At 51.4% G+C, this 20,603-nt stretch carries 19 protein-coding genes; 11 read left to right on the top strand and 8 right to left on the bottom strand.

Annotated features, from left to right (window positions below; genetic code table 11):
* Window positions 1–4 precede the first annotated feature (4 nt).
* The 7 genes from AAFN47_RS27160 to AAFN47_RS27130 are packed head-to-tail and all read left to right on the top strand — an operon-like array spanning window position 5 to window position 7,051.
* On the top strand, window positions 5–817 hold the full coding sequence (locus AAFN47_RS27160; RefSeq protein WP_499812364.1) for a sulfotransferase family 2 domain-containing protein: 813 nt from the start codon (window positions 5–7) through the stop codon (window positions 815–817).
* 46 nt (window positions 818–863) lie between these two features.
* Entirely contained in the window at window positions 864–1,793 is a 930-nt protein-coding gene (locus tag AAFN47_RS27155; protein WP_499812363.1) for a glycosyltransferase family 52, read from the top strand.
* Window positions 1,794–1,849: 56 nt separating this feature from the next.
* Window positions 1,850–2,920 (top strand): glycosyltransferase, encoded by a 1,071-nt coding sequence (locus AAFN47_RS27150; protein WP_499812362.1) that lies wholly within the window; start codon window positions 1,850–1,852, stop codon window positions 2,918–2,920.
* Window positions 2,921–2,935: 15 nt separating this feature from the next.
* The gene (locus AAFN47_RS27145) at window positions 2,936–3,703 is read left to right on the top strand and encodes a sulfotransferase family 2 domain-containing protein (RefSeq protein ID WP_499812361.1); all 768 of its coding nucleotides are present in this window, start codon (window positions 2,936–2,938) and stop codon (window positions 3,701–3,703) included.
* Window positions 3,684–4,913, top strand: coding sequence for a glycosyltransferase family 4 protein (locus tag AAFN47_RS27140; RefSeq protein WP_499812360.1), 1,230 nt, complete (start codon window positions 3,684–3,686; stop codon window positions 4,911–4,913). Before AAFN47_RS27145 ends, AAFN47_RS27140 begins: the two co-directional genes overlap by 20 nt.
* Before the next feature lie 56 nt (window positions 4,914–4,969).
* Window positions 4,970–5,977 (top strand): glycosyltransferase family 4 protein, encoded by a 1,008-nt coding sequence (locus AAFN47_RS27135; RefSeq protein ID WP_499812359.1) that lies wholly within the window; start codon window positions 4,970–4,972, stop codon window positions 5,975–5,977.
* A gap of 3 nt (window positions 5,978–5,980) precedes the next feature.
* Window positions 5,981–7,051 carry an EpsG family protein gene (locus AAFN47_RS27130; RefSeq protein WP_499812358.1) on the top strand — a complete coding sequence of 357 codons (1,071 nt, stop codon included), beginning with the start codon at window positions 5,981–5,983 and terminating at the stop codon, window positions 7,049–7,051.
* 208 nt (window positions 7,052–7,259) lie between these two features.
* Here the strand turns inward: AAFN47_RS27130 and rfbD are convergent, their stop codons facing one another.
* From rfbD to nusG, 7 genes are all read right to left on the bottom strand, one after another.
* Complete coding sequence (rfbD, locus tag AAFN47_RS27125) at window positions 7,260–8,153, bottom strand: dTDP-4-dehydrorhamnose reductase (RefSeq protein ID WP_499812357.1); 894 nt, start codon at window positions 8,151–8,153, stop codon at window positions 7,260–7,262.
* The gene (gene rfbB, locus AAFN47_RS27120) at window positions 8,150–9,220 is read right to left on the bottom strand and encodes a dTDP-glucose 4,6-dehydratase (protein ID WP_499812356.1); all 1,071 of its coding nucleotides are present in this window, start codon (window positions 9,218–9,220) and stop codon (window positions 8,150–8,152) included. The genes rfbD and rfbB overlap by 4 nt, the downstream gene beginning before the upstream one ends.
* Window positions 9,220–9,774 carry a dTDP-4-dehydrorhamnose 3,5-epimerase gene (gene rfbC, locus AAFN47_RS27115; RefSeq protein WP_499812355.1) on the bottom strand — a complete coding sequence of 185 codons (555 nt, stop codon included), beginning with the start codon at window positions 9,772–9,774 and terminating at the stop codon, window positions 9,220–9,222. The genes rfbB and rfbC overlap by 1 nt, the downstream gene beginning before the upstream one ends.
* Complete coding sequence (gene rfbA, locus AAFN47_RS27110) at window positions 9,767–10,648, bottom strand: glucose-1-phosphate thymidylyltransferase RfbA (RefSeq protein WP_499812354.1); 882 nt, start codon at window positions 10,646–10,648, stop codon at window positions 9,767–9,769. Before rfbA ends, rfbC begins: the two co-directional genes overlap by 8 nt.
* Window positions 10,649–10,694: 46 nt before the next feature.
* On the bottom strand, window positions 10,695–12,047 hold the full coding sequence (locus AAFN47_RS27105) for a UDP-glucose dehydrogenase family protein (protein WP_499812353.1): 1,353 nt from the start codon (window positions 12,045–12,047) through the stop codon (window positions 10,695–10,697).
* Window positions 12,048–12,072: 25 nt separating this feature from the next.
* Window positions 12,073–13,395, bottom strand: coding sequence for a sugar transferase (locus tag AAFN47_RS27100; RefSeq protein ID WP_499812352.1), 1,323 nt, complete (start codon window positions 13,393–13,395; stop codon window positions 12,073–12,075).
* A 102-nt stretch (window positions 13,396–13,497) separates the two neighbouring features.
* Window positions 13,498–13,989, bottom strand: coding sequence for a transcription termination/antitermination protein NusG (gene nusG, locus AAFN47_RS27095; RefSeq protein ID WP_499812351.1), 492 nt, complete (start codon window positions 13,987–13,989; stop codon window positions 13,498–13,500).
* A 403-nt stretch (window positions 13,990–14,392) separates the two neighbouring features.
* Here nusG and AAFN47_RS27090 point away from each other — a divergent pair, with 403 nt between their 5' ends.
* The 4 genes from AAFN47_RS27090 (at window position 14,393) to AAFN47_RS27075 (ending at window position 20,255) form a co-directional block, all read left to right on the top strand.
* Window positions 14,393–15,142, top strand: a complete 750-nt coding sequence (locus AAFN47_RS27090; protein ID WP_499812350.1) for a polysaccharide biosynthesis/export family protein — start codon at window positions 14,393–14,395, stop codon at window positions 15,140–15,142.
* A gap of 36 nt (window positions 15,143–15,178) precedes the next feature.
* On the top strand, window positions 15,179–17,533 hold the full coding sequence (locus tag AAFN47_RS27085) for a GumC family protein (protein ID WP_499812349.1): 2,355 nt from the start codon (window positions 15,179–15,181) through the stop codon (window positions 17,531–17,533).
* Window positions 17,534–17,678: 145 nt separating this feature from the next.
* On the top strand, window positions 17,679–18,704 hold the full coding sequence (locus AAFN47_RS27080; protein WP_499812348.1) for a tetratricopeptide repeat protein: 1,026 nt from the start codon (window positions 17,679–17,681) through the stop codon (window positions 18,702–18,704).
* A gap of 72 nt (window positions 18,705–18,776) precedes the next feature.
* Entirely contained in the window at window positions 18,777–20,255 is a 1,479-nt protein-coding gene (locus tag AAFN47_RS27075) for an O-antigen ligase family protein (protein ID WP_499812347.1), read from the top strand.
* Between the two features lie 241 nt (window positions 20,256–20,496).
* On the opposite strand, the gene AAFN47_RS27070 is transcribed toward AAFN47_RS27075, so the two are convergent.
* On the bottom strand, window positions 20,497–20,603 hold a 107-nt coding region (locus AAFN47_RS27070; protein ID WP_499812239.1), incomplete at its 5' end, for a transposase domain-containing protein.

Here is a 20,603-nt window from a genome sequence, read left to right as displayed (position 1 = left end):
TTAGATGATAATTAGTAACCGTCACAAATTCGTGTTTGTCCATATACCAAAGTGTGCGGGTTCTACAGTTCGAGAATTAACTACTCAATTCCAAGATGAAGAACTTCCCGCGGATAAGAATATAAAGTATTCTGAAAATCAAGATTCTCTCGCATACAAACATCTACCGCTACTTGTAGTTAGAGACTATTTTCCATCTCAATACAACAAGATATTAGATTACTGGTCATTCGCAATAATTCGTAACCCATACGACAGGTTTGCATCTTCACTATCGCAACGGCTCAAGTTGATCTCATCAAAGCCACTGCAAAATATTGATTCTAATTCAATCAATAACCACATTCATGACACAATAGATTATTTATTAAGGCGCTCAGAACCGAACTGCCTTTTACAGCGCGAGTACATACATTTTCAAAGGCAAATCGACTATATCGTCATTGATGGTCAAATAATTCACAACAAAATTTTTTGCATCAGTGAAATCGAACAAATATTGGAAAAATTGAGCGAAATTACTGGAGAAAATCTGTCCAAAAATTATTATGATAAAACACATAAGAAAAACGTAAGTGTAGTATACAGAAACGATTTTTTCCGGAAAACTTTGGACTACACGAAACCTGCCACAAGACCTCTGCGTCGGATTATTCCAACTACGATGAAGGAGTATTTTCGTTCATTTGTCTATGTCCCACGAGATAACAGATATCATAAAATCTTTACTGATGATTACATTACCAATTTTATAGAGTATTACTATTCCGATGATTTAAAGCTATGGGACGATGTGAATAGCAGTTATGGGACATAGGCAACTAATTGAAATCCAATACAAAAACGTCTGAAGCGCCCTGAAAATGAACCTATTTTTTATTCGCACTAGACTTGAATGTCTGATTGCCATGCGAATCGTAGATAAAATTACACCGAATGACAGATATGCTGTAGTATTTCTCTACCAGAAAGATAGAGAAGAAGACTCTACTGTTGTATATGAACTTTATAATCAGTTCCGTAATAACGCAGCGTTTAGTCACGATGTAGTCGGATCAAGCGGTGTGTTTAACAACCTTTTGCGCTTTATTCCCGCAATGCTTATTGCATGGATAACAGGAGGAGCCTGTTATTTAGCTGTTGTGGGAAACCTTCCATTGGCCTTAGCCGCTCGAATGATGCCTTGGATCACTATCAAGTCATTCGACGACGGTGCTGTGAACATTCTACCAAATAGTCATTTGTACGGTAAGGGGCCCGCAAATGGGAACACTTTAAAAAGAAAACTCACTAGAGGCGTCTTTCCTAATGGTGTTGCCGAATGGATGCGTGAACGCATCACACAGCATTTCACAATTTTTCCCAACACACCAAATATCGTCGATTCCAAACGTTTGACTGTGTTGGATTGGGATTGGTCAGCATTATTGAATTCATCTGACCTAGATAAATTAAATTCCCTAATACCAAATTCAATAATTGTTGGCACTCCGCACGACGAGTTTCCTGATCCACAAGCTTCTCGTGATCTCGCGAATAAGTTGTTGGAAGACGCCGATTTGTATGTAAAGCATCCTCGGGAGAAAAACTGGCATAAAAGCGATAAAGTAATACAATTTCATAGCCCGGCAGAATCAGTATTGGCTCACTTCGCACAATTCAATCGCATAACAGTTTATCATTTTAACTCTACTGTTGGCTACACCTTAAGTAATTCTCCCAATATTGTGCTATACAATTTGGTGGATCCAATAACTAGAAAGCTAAACCCGAACACACAATTGTGGAAATAAAAACAAGTATAAAATACACTAGAAAAATGATCTAGCTCATGAAAATATCTATAATAATGCCAGATCTTAGAGGCGGCGGCGCCGAAAAAGTACAAATAGATTTGGCACGTGAATTCAACCGTTCTGGACACCAAATTGAGTTTGTTCTGATGCAAAAACGGGGAGAGTTGCTAACTAAAGTTGAAGAGTTTTTTACGGTAGTGGATTTAGGTGAGAATAGGATCAGAGATTTACTATATTCACTGCCCCGCTATTTGCGACACAGTCGACCAAATGTATTCATGGCTGCAATGTGGCCACTTACAGTTGTTGCCCCGATCGCTCAACGTTTATCAGGGCATAACAGCATGGTATTGGTGTCTGAACATAATACCTTGTCCGTTCAGTATGCTAATTGGGGATGGTTACATCGTCACGCCCAACGTGTGTCCATGGCAATTGGTTATAGGCTCGCGGACCATCGTGTTGGTGTTTCCTCGGGAGTGGTCCGAGATATCGCGGCATTGTCGGGACTGCACCCTGAGGCGTTCGACGTCATCTACAACCCCGTGCCGTCACGAACCGAGCCGAGCGCCGAGGCCATGTATGCTGCAGAAGCGCTATGGTCTGGCCCCAAAGGCACCCGAATTGTGACCGTCGGCAGTATGAAGGCGCAGAAGAACCATCCGCTGCTGCTGCGCGCCTTTGCTCGCCTTGACAGACCGGATGCCCGGCTGATGTTCGTGGGGGACGGCGCGGAGCGCCATGCAGTGTTGTCCCTTGCCAACGAATTGGGTATAGCCGACCAGGTGATCCTCGTAGGTTTCCAATCGGACCCGACGCCGTTTTACAAGACTGCCGATCTCTTCGTGCTTTCTTCAGATTATGAAGGTTTTGGGAACGTTATTGTCGAGGCGTTATCCTGCGGTACACCAGTCGTTTCGACCGATTGCCCGTCGGGGCCAGCCGAAATTCTGGAAAAAGGCCGCCATGGCATGTTGACCACTCCAGGCGACCCGAAAGAGTTGTCATGCGCTATAGAGACAATGCTTAGTTCTACAGTTGACAGGGAAGCTCTCAAGCGGAGGGCTGCCAAGTTTTCGCCGGAGATCGCCGCTTCACAGTATCTGGAACTAATGGATCGATAGATCCTGAGCCCATCCTTGTATTGTAGTGCACAAGAAACCTCTATCCACATCAGCATGACGTTATCTAGAACTGATATACTGCGCATCAATCTAAAACACTGCGAATTCAAATTCTCAGGCAACGTAAGTGCGGTTGCAATACACATTGGCGCCCTGAAAAATCCGTATCTTGATCAGGATGATGTATTGAACGCTATATTCATACACATTCCTAAATCCGCAGGAACCAGCATTCGTCGCAGCCTCTACGCGCAGAAATCATTCCATATTCCTGCGTCGCGTTACAAAGCAGCAGATTCCCGCAAATTTGAATGCTATTTCAAGTTTAGCTTTGTCCGGAATCCATACAGCAGACTGGTAAGCGCCTACTACTATTTGAGACAAAAGCATGATGCAGATATGAGATTTCCGGACCACCGCTGGGCAGCCACCTATTTGAGCGACAAACCGACATTTAGAGACTTTGTTATTGCACTGGCAGAACAGAATTATCGGCGAAATGTGAGAAAATATATCCATTTTCGAGATCAGATTGACTGGATTTCTGAACCTGGAAATAACGGAGAAAGAAAAATTTTGGTGGATTTCGTCGGGCGGTACGAACGATTGGAAGATGATTTTGCGCAGATATCCAGACGGCTCGGTTATTCAGTACCTCTAACGCAAGAGCGCATTGGTCAGAGAAAAGAGGATTATCGAACTTCCTACACACCACAAATGGTTGATATTGTATCGGAAATATACAAGTCGGACATCAAAGCCTTTGACTATCGTTTCGAGTAATCCCCAAACCCTCTATGTCACCCGCAATGGCCTGCTTGAGCCGCTCGGTCAAAGCCAGGTTATGGGTTACCTGCGCGGCCTTTCCCGTGAGTACAAAATCACCCTGATTACCTATGAAAAGGATGAGGATTGGGCTGATAGGGAGGCTATGTCAAGCGCCCGCAATGATTGCAAAGCGTGTGGCATACGATGGCTTCCGCAAAGGTTTCGCGCCCGCCCGCGCTTTATTGCGCCGGCGCTGAGCATGCTGCGCATGATCTGGCTGGTGTGGCGCGAGGTCCGTGACGGGCGCGCTGAATTGATCCACGCACGTTCTTATATTCCAGCTGCTGTTGCACTGGCTGTGAACCGGATAACAGGCGCACCATTTATATTCGATATGCGCGCGTTGTGGCCGGAAGAATTGATCACGGCCAGTCGCCTGAAGCGTGACTCGTTTTTGCATCGAACCATTATTGCGGTGGAGCGCGCATGCTTGAAACGGGCGGCAACGGTTGTCTCACTTACCCATGCGGCAGCCGAATACCTGAGACTACAATATCCGGCGGAGCTCTTACAACAGCATATTGTCGTCATCCCGACCTGCGCCGATCTTGATCGCTTCACTCCGGCGCCAAACAGTGCGAAGGGTCCCATAGTGCATGGCTGTATCGGAACCATTCTGTCGGGTTGGTTTCGGACCGAATGGCTCGCTGCATGGCTATCTACGGTTTTCAGGCAAGATCCTGTCGCGCAGTTCGATATCGTAACACGCGACAATGCGAACTCCGTTCTATTGGCGATAGATCCGAACAACCGCCTAAGCGACCGTCTCACCATTGCTTCGCGCCCCACAGAAATGATGCCAGAAGCAGTGCGGACCCACAGTCTTTCGGTGATGTTTTTTACTGATGGGTTAAGCAAGTTGGGCAGCGCTCCCACGCGCCTTGGTGAGGTCCTTGGTTGCGGACTTCCCGTCGTGGCCAATGAAGGCGTCGGAGATGTTGCAAAAATCATCAATGACCATCGCGTCGGAGTACTAGTCAAGAGCGATAGTAAAGACGATATGGCCCAAGCCTACAAGGCACTTGTCGAATTGCTTCGCGATCATGATCTGCCGCAACGCTGCAGAAACGCAGCGGAGGAAATATTTTCGCTTGCCAAGGGAACAGAAGCATATCGTGAGATCTATTCACGCACCCTGGGTGATGATTCCAAGCAGACTTCGTGAAAGTTCTTCTGCTCTCCCGGTATTCACGTCTCGGCGCTTCCAGCAGGTTGCGGACAATGCAGTATGTCCCGCTGTTGGCGAATAATGGCGTCGAGGTCGAGGTGTTTCCATTCTTCGATGAAGCCTATCTGCAAGCCTTTTATAACGGCCAGCCCAAGGGGTTCGATACAATCCGTTATTATCTGGCGAGGGCAAAGCGGCTTGTGGCGAAGAAAAAAGCAGATCTCTTATGGGTTGAGAAGGAAGCCTTTCCATGGCTTCCTTGGTTTCTGGAACATGCTCTGCTTCCTGCAAATATCCCCATTGTGGCGGATTATGACGATGCGGTGTTTCACCGATACGACCTCCATAAAAGCGCTATCGTAAGAGGGCTTCTGGCAACCAAGATAGACCGGCTCATGGCCGCGTCCACGCTTGTGGTGGCCGGGAACGAATATCTTGCTAGTCGCGCAAAGACGGCTGGCGCTAGGACTGTGGAAGTGGTGCCAACGGTCGTGGATGCAGCACAGTATTCAACGCAGAAACAGGCGACTGATGATCGACGCCGGGTCGGATGGATCGGGACGCCTGATACATGGGCCAATTTCGGGATGCCGTTGTTTGAGATGCTTCGCCCGACGATCCGATCTCAGAATGCAACCTTTCGCGCAATAGGAGCGGATTTGAAACCGTCTGAAGAAACCGACAAGGAGTTCATTCCCTGGTCTGAAGATACCGAGATCGCTCTCATCCAGGGAATGGACATTGGCGTCATGCCGCTCGCAGACACCCCGTGGGCGAAAGGCAAATGCGGCTACAAACTGATCCAGTACATGGCCTGCGGCCTGCCGGTCATCGCTTCTCCAATTGGCGTCAACACTCAGATCGTCGAACATGACGTCAACGGTTTCTTGGCGGAAAGCGATCAGGAGTGGCGCGATGCATTGACCACCCTGCTCTCGGATTCAGATCTGCGACAGCGCATGGGCAAGGCTGGTCGCGAGAAGGTGGAAAAGAACTACAGCCTCCAGGCGCAGGGGCCGCGCATGGTCAAACTGATGCAAGAAGCAGCTGGAGTATCCTGAAGCGTGCTTTATTTCGGGCTCTTCAATCTGCTTGTCGCGCTGCGCTACATGGCATCGCGCGCAGCACGAAACACGCTCTACCCCGCGCTTCTGCTGTGCTTGTTCCTGTTTTCAGCGTTCCGCTTTGAAGTAGGATGCGACTGGTCCGGATATTACAACCAGTTCTATGCGTACAGCAATTATGTCATTGACGACCTTGTCAGCGTCGATATTAGAGAGCCGCTCTGGAAGGGCGTCATAACCCTTCTGAACCGTTTTGACTTCGCCTACCCTTGGCTGAACGTCGTGTCTTCCGCCATGTTTTTCCTTGGTATGCATGCGCTGGCGAAACGGCAGCCGGATCCGCTCAGTTTTCTCGTTCTGCTCTTTCCAATCCTGATCATCAACATGCCGATGTCCGGCATACGCCAGGGCGCAGCGATTGGCCTGATAAGCTTGGCGTTCGCCGCCTTTCTCGATCAGCGCCAGATTCGCTTCGTCGTCTTCACGGTGCTTGCCGCAACCATTCACTCCAGCGCCATGATCTTCATTCTCATGGCGCCACTGGTCAAGGGAAGGCTGACAAGACGAAAACTGATCCTGGCCGGAGTGCTTGCCCTTCCCGGACTGGCGGCCCTGCTTTCCACCGACAGCGCCGACCTGGCGATCGAGCGTTATGTCGACACCGGCATTGACGCTGCCGGCGCGGCTTTCCGGCTGATACTTCTGACAGGCACCGGCGCGCTATATTTTGTTGTTCTGCGAAAGAAATGGGCTGTCGAATTCCCTCATGACTACAAGCTGGTGACCGTTATCGCCGTCGTCATGCTTGCCATGATCCTGCTCCTGCCGTTTTCGTCCGTCATCGGAGACCGGCTCGGATATTATCTAATCCCGATCCAGACGATCATTTTTTCCCGCATACCTTTCCTGAGCATCCGCAAATCGCGCCAGCTCTGGATATCCGCGCCCTATCTGGGACTCATTCTTGTATTCGGAGTCTGGACCGCGCTATCGCGTCATTTCGCGCAATGCTACCTGCCCTATCAGTCCTGGCTATTCGGCCTTCCCGAAAGCGCGCGGTTCCTCTATTGAGCTTTGCCCACCTATCGATGCTGGAGAACATAGTTGCTGCATTTTTCTGCGAAATGTGCTATAAATTCTGCGTTGGGTTGAGGGAACAGTTGGACTGATGATTGGAGGCTCAACTATGAAAACGCAAATTCCCGAAACAAAGCCAGATCCGTAAAAGAAATCGCATACATTTTATTTTATCTAATAAAAACAATAACTTGAAAGGGTATCATTCCACCTCATCCATCAAGCGCAGCACAGTCTCTTCGGTAGAAACACGCCAGTCAGGCATGGCGACGCCAAACTCTCTCTCCAAATTCTCGCAAACCAGTCGCGAATTTTTCGGCCGCGTCGCTTTCGTCGGATAGGCTGACGTAGGAATACCCTTGACCCGCGCTGTGGGTCCACCCGCCGCGGCACTCGCGGCGAAGATATGCCGGGCGAATTCGGCCCAGCTCGCCTCGCCCGAGCCCGCGCAATTGTAGGTCCGCCCCAGCCCTGCTCCCGGCCGCTCGCGCCATGCGGCGAGAATGGCGGCGATCGCCTCTGCGATGTCCAGGGCCGATGTCGGAGTGCCGATTTGATCGTCGACTACCGACACCTCATCCCGGTTCTCCGCCAGCGCAAGCATCGTCTTGAGAAAGTTGCGGCCAAAAGGACTATAGACCCAGGCGGTGCGCAAGATGATATGGTGATCAGGTAGCGCCCGCCGAACGCCGATTTCCCCCTCCAGCTTCGAGCGACCGTAGACGGATTGCGGGTTCACCGGGTCATCCTCGGTGTATGCGCCCGCCTTGTTCCCGTCGAACACATAGTCGGTCGACATATGAATCAGCCGCGCTCCGATATCGCCGCAGGCCTGCGCCAATGCTTCCGGCGCGCGCGCATTGGCTGTCATCGCACGTTCGAACTCGTCTTCCGCCGCATCCACCGCCGTCCACGCCGCCGCGTTGATGACGACGTCCGGCGCGGCGTCACGAACGACAGGCGCTATTGTGTCCGGTCGTTCGAGATCGAGCGCCGGGCGGCCGGTAAACACGGCCTCAATATCCGCCTCGCTCTGGAGCCTCTCTTTAAGGGAACTGGCCAACTGGCCGGTTTGGCCGGTTACCAGAACTTTCATCGGGCCGCCACGCCTAGGCGCTCTCCCGCATAGCGTTCTTCCCTCAGTGGCCGCCACCACCATTCGTTCTGGAGATACCAGTCGATGGTCTTCTCCAGCCCCTGCTCAAAACTCACCGTCGGCCGCCAGCCCAGCTCTGCATCAATCCGCGATGCATCAATCGCGTATCGGCGGTCATGTCCGGGACGATCAGTGACGAACGTAATGAGATCACGATACGACTTTCCGCCGCCCCGGGGCAGCTTGGCGTCCAGGATCGAGCAGATTGTTTCGACGACCTGCAGGTTGGTGCGTTCGCTGTTTCCGCCCACATTGTAGCTGGAGCCCGGCTTTCCCTTCGCCATGACGGCTTCCAGGGCGCGCGCATGATCCTCGACGAAGAGCCAGTCGCGGACATTCTCACCCTTGCCGTAAATCGGCAGCGCCCGGCCCTCCAGCGCATTCAGAATGACGAGCGGGATCAGCTTTTCAGGGAAGTGATAGGGGCCGTAATTATTGGAGCAGTTCGAAAGCACGACCGGCAAGCCATAGGTCTCGCCCCAGGCGCGCACAAAATGGTCGGACGCCGCCTTCGAAGCCGAGTAGGGCGACGACGGCGCATAGGGTGTCTCCTCGGTAAAGACGCCGCTGTCGAACGGCAGATCACCGAAGACCTCGTCCGTGGAAATGTGATGAAACCGGAAACGCGCCCGCCCGTCCACATCCAGACTGTTCCAATAGGTCAACGCGGCATTGAGAAGTCGGAAGGTTCCGACGACATTGGTCTCGACAAACGCCGCCGGACCGTCGATCGAGCGGTCCACATGGCTTTCCGCCGCAAGATGCATGATCGCATCGGGACGGTATTGCTCCAAAATGTCCAGAACGCCGGATTCGTTGCAGATATCCTCTCGGTGGAATTCGTAGTTGGGGTCATTGTCGATTGTCTTGAGCGAGGCAAGGTTGCCCGCGTAGGTCAGCTTGTCGATATTGATGACCCGGTAGCGCCCCGTCGAAACCAGATGCCGACACACTGCCGACCCGATAAACCCGGCGCCGCCGGTCACTGCCATAGCTTTTCTGTCCATCAGAATCCCGTTTCGCTCTCGTGCAAGAAGGGCGCGTCACGATCTTTTGGGGAAAGAGTGAGATCGGCTTCATCAACTGGCCAATCAATCCCTATATCGGGGTCATTAAATCTTATCCCTCGATCATGCTCGGGCGAGTATAACGAAGTCACCTTGTAGAGAACTTCCGTGTCCGGCTCGAGCGTAACAAAACCGTGTGCAAAGCCTTTGGGCACAAAAATCTGGTTCCAGGCTTCCGCCGAAACGTCCAGTCCAACCCATTGGCCATACGTTGCAGATCCCTTGCGAATATCGACCGCTACGTCGAATATCCGTCCCTTCGTCACCCGGATTAGCTTGTCCTGTGCAAATGGCGGCATTTGGAAATGCAGCCCACGAAGAACACCCACTTCCCTGGAATGGGAGTGATTGTCCTGTACAAATTCGATGTCCAAACCTTTGTCGCTCATCGAGCGACGGTTATACACCTCAGAGAAAAAGCCGCGATCATCGCCATGTCGCGCCGGCTTGATTTCCCGAACATCGGGCAACCGAAGCGGTCTGATCTCAACCAATCCCATGCTCCCTGGCGCGCAGCTTCAAATATTCGGCATAGGCCGTCTTGCCGAGAGTCTCGGCCCGCGCAAGAACGAAATCAGCCGATACATAGCCCAGTTCAAGCGCTATTTCCTCCGGACACATAACTTTGAAACCCTGCCTTCGTTCGATCGTCTGCACGAAAGAAGAGGCTTCATGCAAACTGTCATGCGTTCCCGTATCCAGCCATGCAAATCCCCGACCAAGACGCTCGACCATAAGATCACCACGCTTGAGATATGCAAGATTGACGTCTGTGATCTCCAGTTCACCACGATGGGAGGGTTCAATGGAAGCGGCGATATCCAGAACGTCGTTATCGTAGAAATACAGTCCCGTCACAGCCCAGTTCGACTTTGGCTCCTGCGGCTTCTCCTCGATTGAACGGGCAAGACCTGTCGTCTTGTCGAAATCCACCACTCCGTATCGTTCAGGGTCATTGACATGATACGCAAAAACCGTAGCTCCCTCTTGCCGCGCCGCTGCTGAACGGCAGATGTCCGGGAGCCCGTGACCGTAAAAGATATTGTCGCCCAGGATAAGAGCTGCAGAATCGCTTCCGACAAAGTCCCGGCCGATGATGAACGCTTCAGCCAATCCATTTGGATGCGCTTGCTCCGCATAAGAGAAATTAACGCCAAATGCGCTTCCATCACCAAGTAGAGCCTGGAATTGCGGTAGATCCCGAGGTGTCGAGATGATCAGAATGTCTTGAGTGCCAGCCAGCATGAGCACCCCGATGGGATAGTAGATCATCGGCTTGTCGTATATCGGCAGGATCTGTTTGGATACCGCCAAGGTGGCGGGATAGAGTCTTGTCCCCGATCCCCCGGCTAGTACGATGCCTTTCACGCTCGCTGCTCCTGCTTGTTGGTTACAAGGATAAGTGTGCCATTAACTATTCGGCTGCGCGCGCTGCTTCTGGAGCATCAAGCAAACCTCGATCGCCACGACCAATACAGGCATAGGTAAAGCCAGCCTGACGCACCTGTTCAGGTCTGTAGATGTTGCGAAGATCGACGAGGACCGGAGACGCCATTAGCATTTTCAAACGATCGAGATCGAGAGATCGGAAGACGTTCCACTCAGTAACGATAACAAGCGCAGATGCCTGTTCAGCCGCCTCATAGGCTGAATTACAAAACGCAACGCGCGAAGGAAGCAGAGGCTTCGCTTGCTGCATCCCCTCCGGATCGAACGCTCTTATCTCTGCACCCTTGTCGACAAGAGCCTGAATGATGGAGATGGCCGGTGATTCCCGCATGTCATCGGTATTCGGTTTGAAGGTCAGACCCAGAATTCCGATCGTCTTCCCCCTCACCTTTCCGCCGACTGCACGTATGACCTTCCTCGCCATCGCGCGTTTGCGTTGATCGTTTACGGACACCGTCGCCTCGATCAGTCGCGTCGGACTGTCGGCGTCCTGCGCCGTCTTGACGAGCGCCAACGTGTCCTTGGGGAAACACGATCCACCATAACCCGGTCCAGCGTGAAGGAATTTCGAACCAATTCGTTGATCCATTCCCATGCCGCGCGACACGTCCTGGACATCGGCGTCAACCTGCTCACAGAGGTCGGCCATCTCATTGATGAAGGTGATCTTCATCGCCAGAAAGGCATTCGCCGCATACTTGGTCAGTTCAGCGGTTCGCCGGTTCATGTGCAGGATTGGAGAAGCGTTCAGATAAAGCGGGCGATAGACTTCTTCCATAAGATTTCGCGCTTTTTCGTTGTCCGTTCCGATCACAATGCGGTCCGGCCGTTTGAAGTCCTCGATTGCCGATCCTTCGCGCAGAAACTCCGGGTTCGATACAACGGCGAATTCCGCCTTCGGGTTAGTCTCCGCAATAATCCGCTCAACCTCATCACCCGTTCCAACGGGCACGGTTGACTTGGTCACAATGACCGTAAAACCGTTCAAGGCGGCGGCGATTTCGCGCGCGGCCCCATAAACGTATGACAGATCCGCATATCCATCGCCGCGGCGCGACGGCGTTCCCACAGCAATGAAGACAATGTCCGCCTGGGATACAACTTCGATCAGGTCGTCGGTAAACTCCAACCGACCCTGTCCACTGTTTTCTTCGACGAGAACATCAAGCCCAGGCTCAAAAATTGGCATCCGGCCATTTCTCAACGCGTCCAGCCGTTGCGTATCCTTGTCGACGCATATCACATTATGACCGAAATCGGCGAAACAGGCCCCGGAAACCAGGCCGACATAGCCGGCCCCTATCATCACTATGCGCATTGATCGCCCTTCCTTGAACTCTTTACTACTTGGCGCCGAAACCGGACAAAACTGTACGAACCGTCCGCATGACGATCAGTATATCAAGCCATGGAGAGACTTGCTTGATGTAGAAAAAATCGTACTGAAGCTTGTGATGCACGTCAGATGTAGACGTGACATGGCCCTGGTTGACTTGCGCCCAACCAGAAATTCCGGGCCTTACAGCGTGGCGATAGCGATAAAACGGCAGAGCCGCCTCATATGACCTCGACAACGCGACAGCCTCCGGTCTTGGCCCGATCCAACTCATCTGCCCCAGAAGAACATTCAGGATCTGCGGCGTTTCATCGATGCGAAATTTTCTGAGAACGCGACCGAACGGCGTGATGCGCGCATCGTCTTCCTTGGTCATCGAGGCTTCGAGCTGGTTGGTTTCGTTCGCCGCCTCATTTCGCATTGTGCGAAACTTGTACGCGTTGAACGCCTGTCCACGATACCCGATCCTGCGGTCAGAATAAAACACCGGACGGCCCATACTCAGAAGGATAACGGGAGCAACCAGAAGGTACAAAAGAATGAAAAACGGAAGCGCCAGGAGCGCAAACGTCAGATCGAACAGCTGCTTGATCTTCAGATACGCCATATTCGGGATAAGCGAACCAAAATTGTTTTCTGAAAGATGCTCGATCGAGACTTTCCCGGTAACGGACTCGGCCACCTGTTTGGAGTGATAGACCGGAATTCCGTTTATGACGCAATCGGCAATGAACCGCTGCCATTTATCAGAAAGATCAAATCTAAGATCGGCGACAATGGCGCTCGATCGGCCATGCGCGTCTTCGGGTTCCGCAAGCCAGACCCATTCGACATCAGGGATACCAGTCAACTTGTCGGCGTTGCCGCCCGGGACCACCAGCAGGCGTGGTTTTACGCGCGTCAAAACGAAAAAGTGTATGCCCAGGAACCAGACCAGGGACAGAACGTAGCTCGCTATGAATACAAACCGGCTATAGTCGAGGCGGAGGAAAAGAAACGCAGCGGCCATGAGACCAAACGGAATGGAAATCGAGATCAGGACGTGTGAACCGGATTTGACGCCCGGATAGTCGCTGAGCCGGCGGAAAAGAAACAAGCCCAAAAAAAGAGAAAACGTCGCGCCAAAGGCCGCGAATAAAACTGATTCCTGGCGTGTAAAATCAAGGTGGCCCGTGCGTAACACGGCCGGCAGAAAAACGCAGAAAAGAAGAGCGCCCAAAAGCTGGACCCGCAATCTGGTAATGATCGGCTTCTTGCTCTGGTAGACCGGCTGTTTCAAAGCAAGGCTTTCAGGCGACTCTATATCGATTGTCGTCGCGTGCTTGAACATCACGAGCACCTTTCACGAGCAAAAGCCGTTGAAACGTGGCGATCCAAAAACAATTGAGCATTCAACACAGGTTTGATTGACATACAACTTTTCACTAGGCTGTCAGGCCGGCGCCAAATTTTCCAGGCTCGTGACGACCCGCCGTTCCGACGACAGAATATTAAGAAGTATTGCAACCCTGCCTTTTGCGTCAACCTCCAGCAACTTTCCGATGTGGTTGGCGAAGGCCCCGCTGGCAATTGAGGCGTTGTCGCCGACGCTCAACAACCGATATTGCGCGACAAGGCCATCATCCGAGCAGTTTTCCTGCAGCGCTTCTATAAACCCGCTCGGCAAAACGCCAGGCTTTTGATTTTGCATGAGAAGGTTTTTAACCCCGAGGGTTCCGTTTATCGCTCTCCAGCGAGCTGCGTCTTCTTCATAGACGACAAACAGATATCCCGGGAAAAGAGGCTTCCTGAATGCGCGTTCCAAACCACCCCGTAACACGACATTCCTGATCTCGGGGAAGAATACTTCGAAACCTTGATCTGTCATTTGTGCGCAGGCCAACCGCTCTCGCGCCGGCTTCGTCGCCACCACATTCCATTTCAACACATGATTGCCCCTACGATAACGCCATTACCGATTGTCAGTCTACATGATAACCTACTTACGTCCTCTTAATGACAGCATATCCGGAAACAACATGACATTTTGTTTCAGCAATTTTCAGGAGTTTAATGTACCTTCGCGCCACTTTGTTCGAAGTAGCATAGTGAATTGTCGAAAACGAGATTTGGCATACAGTTTTGGAAAACTCGCGCTTGCGCCAATCATCGAGCAGACGATTCATGCTTGATTAGGCATTAGATGGTACGTAAGTTCGTATCAACGTCTCGCGGACAAGCCAGCGTGAGAGTTTTGGCGCGACAACCAAACGATCGTAAGATGGCTGACTCGTACCTCCAAGTTTGGACACGGTTGCAGTTTGCGATTCAGACGGGCGGTGAATTTGATGGCTAAAGTAGTTACTGGATTTTTTGCAACAGCATTTGCATTTGCCGTGCTAACGCTCCTGACCGCTTGCAACAACACGTCCGATTCGCTGTCTTCGGTGAATGAGGTTGGAAATGTCGGCTCAACAGACGGAAACCTCAAGGTCGTCAAAGACCTGCCTCCTCCGCCCAATACCAACAGCGGAGCAGACGAACTGATCTCGGCAAGCGATCTTCTCGAAGTTGATGTCTTTCAGGTCGACGATCTCGATCGAACGGTGCGGGTGGACTCCAATGGCAAAATATCACTCCCGCTGATAGGCGCCGTCGAGGTCGCAGGCAAAACGGTTCCAACAGCCGAAGCGGAAATCGAACGCATATACGGAGCCAAGTATCTTCAGTCGCCTGAAGTCACGATCTTCATGAAGGAATCGGCGGGACAACGGGTGACAATGGATGGGGAGTTTTCGAAACCCGGCATTTATCCGGTCACGAGCAACATGACATTGGTTCAGTCGTTCGCTTTGGCTGGCGGACTCTCAAACATCGCAGACGACAGCAAGGTGTACGTTTTTCGAAAATTTGGCGACAAGACGCTTGTCGCAAATTACAGCATCAAATCCATTCGGGCAGGCAAACAGCCTGATCCCAGAATATACGGGGGCGATGTCGTCGTCTCATTTACCTCTGCAACGAAAGTTGCGGCCAAGAACCTGAGGGAAGCGCTTGGCATCGCAACCTCCGCCACAGGTCTGGTGCCCGGGATATGAGAACATTGGCAACAAGGGACCGTCAGGGCTTCAGACATGATGCGTGATCAGCCGCCAGTCCCGGTCGCATATCCTGGACATCAGGCAGGCGTGCCAGCTTATCCTGTACACCATCAGCCGTATGGATACGGAGCTTACGCTGATCCTGCTCAGGATGAGGAAGGCTTCGATCCACTAAAGTTGCTTTGGTATGTGGTCCACTACAGGTGGATGATTGCGTCTTTCGTTTTCGTCGGCGTGGTCTGCGGCGTGCTGTTTACCTTTATGCAAACGCCGTACTATCGCGCTTCAGCCAAAGTGGAAATTTTTGCGCAAGGCGCCCAGGTTATTCAAGACCTGGAAGTGGTGTCCCAGAGGAATGACTGGCGTACATTCGAAACCGCGCGGCAGAAATTGTTGTCAAGAGATTTGGCGCGCCGTGTTGTGTTCGCTCTCAATCTTACCGAAGATGCTGATTTTCTTGCTCCCAAACCTTCCTTTTCCTTGATGAACATTGTTCACAAGGTATTCGGCACCAGTTCTTCAACCAACATCTCTGATTGGTCGCCGGAACGGCGAGAAAGCATCGCAGTAAATCGTGTGAGAGGCGGCGCATCAGCAACTTTCGTCCAAAACACCAGTTTGATTACATTGGAATTCCGACATCCCGTCCCGAAATACACGTCACTGGTGGCCAACCAACTCGCGCAAAGTTACATCGATCAGAACATAGACCAGAAAAGTGAAACAACGACGCTGGCGCGTCAGTTCATCGAAGATCAGGTGCGTGACACCAAAGCAAAACTTCAAGAGTCGGAAAAGGCGCTTGTACAATATGCTCAGGAGCAGGGCATAACACTGACAGGAGACGAGGCGTCCCTTGTGTCCGGCAACATCAGTGAAATCAACAGCGCGCTTTCAGAAGCGATTCAGGAGCGTTTGGCGGCAGAACGGTATTATAGGCAAATCGATGAAGGCAACGCCGCTGCGCTGCCAGAGGTCTTCAGCAGTCCGTCCATTCAGGCCAACAAGCAGTCCATAGCCAATCTTAGAGCCACATATATGCAGAAGCTGGCGACCCTGAAGCCTGGGTATCCGGAGATGCAGCGCTTGCAGGCCCAGATCAATGAACTGCAAAAGCAGATGAACGCCGAAATTGCGGCCATCGCTGAATCTGTCAAATTGAAATACGAGCAAGCCAAACAGAAGGAAGCAGCGCTAAAAAGCACGCTTGCAGGTTTGGAATCGGAGCAATCCGAATTTCAGGAAAAAAACATCCAATACACAATACTAAAGCGAGAAGTTGATTCAAATCGCGCCCAGTATGATTCATTGATAAGCAAACTTGGCGATATTGGCATTGGTTCTGAGATCAGATCCGCCAATGCATCGATAATCGACATTGCCCATACGCCTGGTTCTCCCTACACGCCGCGTCTTTCGAAGAATCTTGTTTTCGCCGTGGGGTTGTTCGGTCTATTCGCGGTGGCGACGATCTATGTTTTGGAACTCTTGAACAATACGTTTACAATTCCCGATCAGCTCGAAGATGAGTTGAAAGTTCCTGTACTTGGAACGATTCCGCGGGTTCCTGAAAGTGAAATATCGCAAGCGTTTCAGACTCCGGGCTCGCAATTGTCGGAAGCCTATCGCACCTTGCGCACATCCGTTCAGTTCACAGGGACCGACGAGAGTATTCGCACGCTTGTTGTAACGAGCGCCGAACCATCGGAAGGCAAAACCACAACTGCCTACAAACTTGCCGAAGATTTCGCAAGTCTCGGCAGACGCGTGCTGATCATTGACGCTGATATGAGAAAGCCTCGCCTGCATCGCATGTTCAACACCGACAACGGCATCGGGCTGAGCAATCTGCTTTCGAATGTCGTCAAGAGCGGAACCGCGATGGATATATTCAGGAAAACGAACAATCCGAACGTCACTTTCCTGTCCGCAGGAACGATCCCCCCTAATCCGGCAGATCTGCTGGTTTCTCAAAAGATGGGACTAACGATACATTATTGCAAAAAGCGATATGATCTGGTCATCATCGATTCGCCGCCTGTGATGGGCCTTTCTGATGCTCCCATTCTCGCGCGTCAGGCAGACGCCACGTTGATGGTGGTTTCCGCAAAGCAGGTAACGCGCAAGGCCGCCAAAGCGGCGTTTAATCGCCTGCGTTCAGCAGGTGCGAATGTCGTGGGAACAACTCTGACAAAATTCTCTATCAGCAAACTCGACTACAACTACGCACACAGATACATGCATTATAACTATTATTCCTACGCTGGCTCCGAAAGCGCGCGGTTGGAACATCACGGACAAGATGATGACGACAAGACCTTTGACGTTGCTCGTTCGTCTTCTGCTATTGGCGATTTCGTTGGTCGTATCGCTCGCCGTTTTAGCTAACACGCGAAGCAATCTATATTCAGAAACAGACCCTGATCACGCGCTTGCCGTTAACCCATTGAATTCGGAAGCGCGCGTCAGAATTCTGACAAAACGCCTGGCGGAAGTTCCTTCTGCTGATCCGTCGAGTATTCGACCCGTCGCAATGACTGGTTCAGCTATGGAGCCATACGACGCTCGATACCTCAGCATATTGGGGCTCTCGGAAGAAGCCGCCAACAAGATGCAACAGGCGCAAGTCTATTATAGCGCCGCATTGGCGATCCTTCCGATCGAAATACAGGCGCTTAGTCGCAGATTTGTCTGGCAAGTCCAGAAAGAACGACTGAATGAGGCAGTGACAACGGCTGAAACGATCTTTCGAAGATGGCCACAATACCGCGACGTCATAGCGCCCCAGTTGCCCTACATCCTTTCAGACCCCGAAGGCTACCAGCAAATCATCAAAAGGTTTGGCGACCTGCCTGGAGGGCCAGTCTGGATGATCAGGATACTTTCAGAGGATCCCGAAGCCGCGTTGCTGGTAAATCGCGTTCTTTTTGATTTCAACGTCGATCACCACAATGCCATTCGCCCGGAAATCAACCGCTTCACGAACCGTCTCATACGTCAGGGGAAAGCCGATCTGGCCTATCAGATGTTTCTCAACACATTGGATGACACTGAAAAACAGGAAAACGGCTATGTCTTTAATGGTCATTTCAACCTGTCACCCAATGGCAACCAGTTCGACTGGAGCCTGAGAAATCAATCCGGCATGGACTATTCGATCATTGAACTGGAGAACAACCAAACTGGCAAGGAGCGCGCGCTCCAGGTTCGATTTCTTGACAGTCCCGTCCGGTTCGATTCTGTAGTCATCCTGACGCAGCTTCCACCATCACGTTTCAAGCTCACAATCGACTACGCCACACGCAGTTTGAGAGGTCCAAAACCGATCAGGCTTGTAGTTGATTGCCTTGAAGCGCGCAAAGCAACGGAACTGACAAGCGTCGAGTTCGCGATCGGCGGGAGTTCGGAACAACGCGTCAACACGGATTTCACAATTCCATTAACCGGTTGTGGGACGCAACGCCTCCGGCTTGTCAACGACAATTACGTCGAAAGCTGGAACAATCGCTATTCCGGATCGCTGCTTTTGAAATCCGTTTCGATCTCGCGTGTCCAGTAGGATTGGATCTCGAATTGATCTCAGTTTGGCTCAAGGCCGTCTCAAAGTTTCGTCTGGATTTTTGGAACGCGAATGCGCGGTAAATATACAAAGCATGGAGCCAGGCCCATTCATTCCCTAGTCGACAAAGTGCGTATCAACTACGCCGGCATCGTGATCGTACTTGCAATGCTCCTCGGAGGTGGAACAATCCAACGCCTGTGGACCGATCACATCGTGCAAATCACGATGCTTCCCGCGCTGGTCATAGGTTTATTGAGCATCGACAAGTGGCGACTGGATACCCTGAGCAAGACGCTTGTGTTCATGATTGTTTTCCTGTGTCTCCTTCAGTTCATACCACTGAATCTCCACGATCTGGTTCCGGCGGCCGAAGGTCTGGCGCCACAACCGCGCTTCTGGACACTATCAGCACAGGGAAGTCTCGAATCGATCTTGTTCACACTTCCTCTGCTTGGTTTTTTTGTCTTCATTTCCTGCTTCGGAGAGTATGAACAACACCTGCTAATTCGTTATTTGTTTCTCGGTTTCATCATAAATCTTGTCGCTGGCGTAATAGAACTTTCCCATGGAACCGGCGTGCAGATTGAAGGCGTCTTTCCTTTTACAATCACTTCCGGCCTGTTTGCCAATCAAAACCACTTTTCTACTCTCGTTTTCATGATGATCCCGCTTATTGCCTGGCGGTTTATGTGGTACGAGAAGCAGCCGCTCATTTACATAGTCTTGGCATTACTATTGGTCATTTTTCTATTTGCCGTTGGATCGCGCGCAGGAATGGGCATTTCAGCAGCTCTGGCAATTTTCTGCTTGTTCTGGAAAGCGACCGAAAAAGACAGCGCAATTGTCCGGATCGGAGCAATCATTGTTTTGCTGCTCTTGGCTGCGGTCAGCGCCGCCTTCCTGGAATCAGGTTCAAGCGTCGATGGAGACTTGCGCCTCATCTTTTACAAGAACACGATAAAGGCCATTTCAGAACACTGGCTTGTCGGAACCGGGCTCGGAACTTTCATATTCATTTATCCGATGTTCGAACCCCAGGAGGATATGACAAGGGAGTTCGCAAATCACGCGCACAACGACTGGTTGGAACTCATTCTTGAGATCGGTTTTCTCTTTTTCATCCCGTTGATTGCTCTCCTCCTGATCCTGCTCTTTCGCCACGCCATGCGAACACCGCTAACCCAGGCCGCAACACTATCCGTGCTTGCTGTGTTGTTGCACAGCCTCGTGGACTATCCCCTGCGCACAATGGCAATTTCGACAACCTTCACCGTCTTGCTAGCGATCATCCTGAGCAAGGGTCAGGTTACTTTTTCTCCGGCATCTGAACAGGAAAAGACATCTGATAAGAGAAGGCGAAAGGATCGAGTTGAAAAAGGAGACCCCAGACAAGGCGGATCAAAAGTGCGAACACGGTCGAACCGACCTAGAAACCTGGCGGAAGAATTGCTTCCACAAAGTCATCGCTCCAGAAAAATACGCCCGCAAGAAGGCTCACGGAGAACGCCACGCAACACCGGTCGCTCCCCTGCAGACAGCAGTGAATAATGCTGTTCACAGTCAGAATTGTCTGCGACGTTACGGGAACAGGTGCACCTATCAACTAACGCAACAATTACAGCGAAACAAAATAGCGCAGAGCAAAGCTGGAGAACATCACTGAGTTGACACCGCGCCAACACAAACGTCTCGCAGAACTCGATGGACTGCGGGCTTTGGCTATCCTTTCAGTGATTGGCTTCCATTATTTCAGCCGATTCATCTACTTTTATCGTAAGCGGTGCGCCGGTCACAGGGTCTTTGCGTAGTTCCAGGGAAGCAGTTCGTTGATGTCGGCCTGTTTGTGGCCCTGTGCAATTGCAGTCAGGATACCTGACAGATAGCCGTGGGGTTCGA

Source organism: Hoeflea sp. CAU 1731, from assembly GCF_039888615.1.
Classification (GTDB): Bacteria; Pseudomonadota; Alphaproteobacteria; order Rhizobiales; family Rhizobiaceae; genus Flavimaribacter.
Note: the sequence above shows the minus strand (reverse complement) of the source record. Positions and strands in the feature narration are given on the sequence as shown.

Bases quoted from the DNA above. Each gene is read 5' to 3' on its own strand.
- AAFN47_RS27160 (WP_499812364.1), top strand. From the start codon at position 5: ATGATAATTAGTAACCGTCACAAATTCGTGTTTGTCCATATACCAAAG.
- AAFN47_RS27155 (WP_499812363.1), top strand. From the start codon at position 864: ATGAACCTATTTTTTATTCGCACTAGACTTGAATGTCTGATTGCCATG.
- AAFN47_RS27150 (WP_499812362.1), top strand. From the start codon at position 1,850: ATGCCAGATCTTAGAGGCGGCGGCGCCGAAAAAGTACAAATAGATTTG.
- AAFN47_RS27135 (WP_499812359.1), top strand. From the start codon at position 4,970: ATGCAGTATGTCCCGCTGTTGGCGAATAATGGCGTCGAGGTCGAGGTG.
- rfbD (WP_499812357.1), bottom strand. From the start codon at position 8,153: ATGAAAGTTCTGGTAACCGGCCAAACCGGCCAGTTGGCCAGTTCCCTT.
- rfbB (WP_499812356.1), bottom strand. From the start codon at position 9,220: ATGGACAGAAAAGCTATGGCAGTGACCGGCGGCGCCGGGTTTATCGGG.
- AAFN47_RS27105 (WP_499812353.1), bottom strand. From the start codon at position 12,047: ATGCGCATAGTGATGATAGGGGCCGGCTATGTCGGCCTGGTTTCCGGG.
- AAFN47_RS27100 (WP_499812352.1), bottom strand. From the start codon at position 13,395: ATGTTCAAGCACGCGACGACAATCGATATAGAGTCGCCTGAAAGCCTT.
- AAFN47_RS27090 (WP_499812350.1), top strand. From the start codon at position 14,393: ATGGCTAAAGTAGTTACTGGATTTTTTGCAACAGCATTTGCATTTGCC.
- AAFN47_RS27085 (WP_499812349.1), top strand. From the start codon at position 15,179: ATGATGCGTGATCAGCCGCCAGTCCCGGTCGCATATCCTGGACATCAG.
- AAFN47_RS27080 (WP_499812348.1), top strand. From the start codon at position 17,679: ATGACTGGTTCAGCTATGGAGCCATACGACGCTCGATACCTCAGCATA.
- AAFN47_RS27075 (WP_499812347.1), top strand. From the start codon at position 18,777: ATGCGCGGTAAATATACAAAGCATGGAGCCAGGCCCATTCATTCCCTA.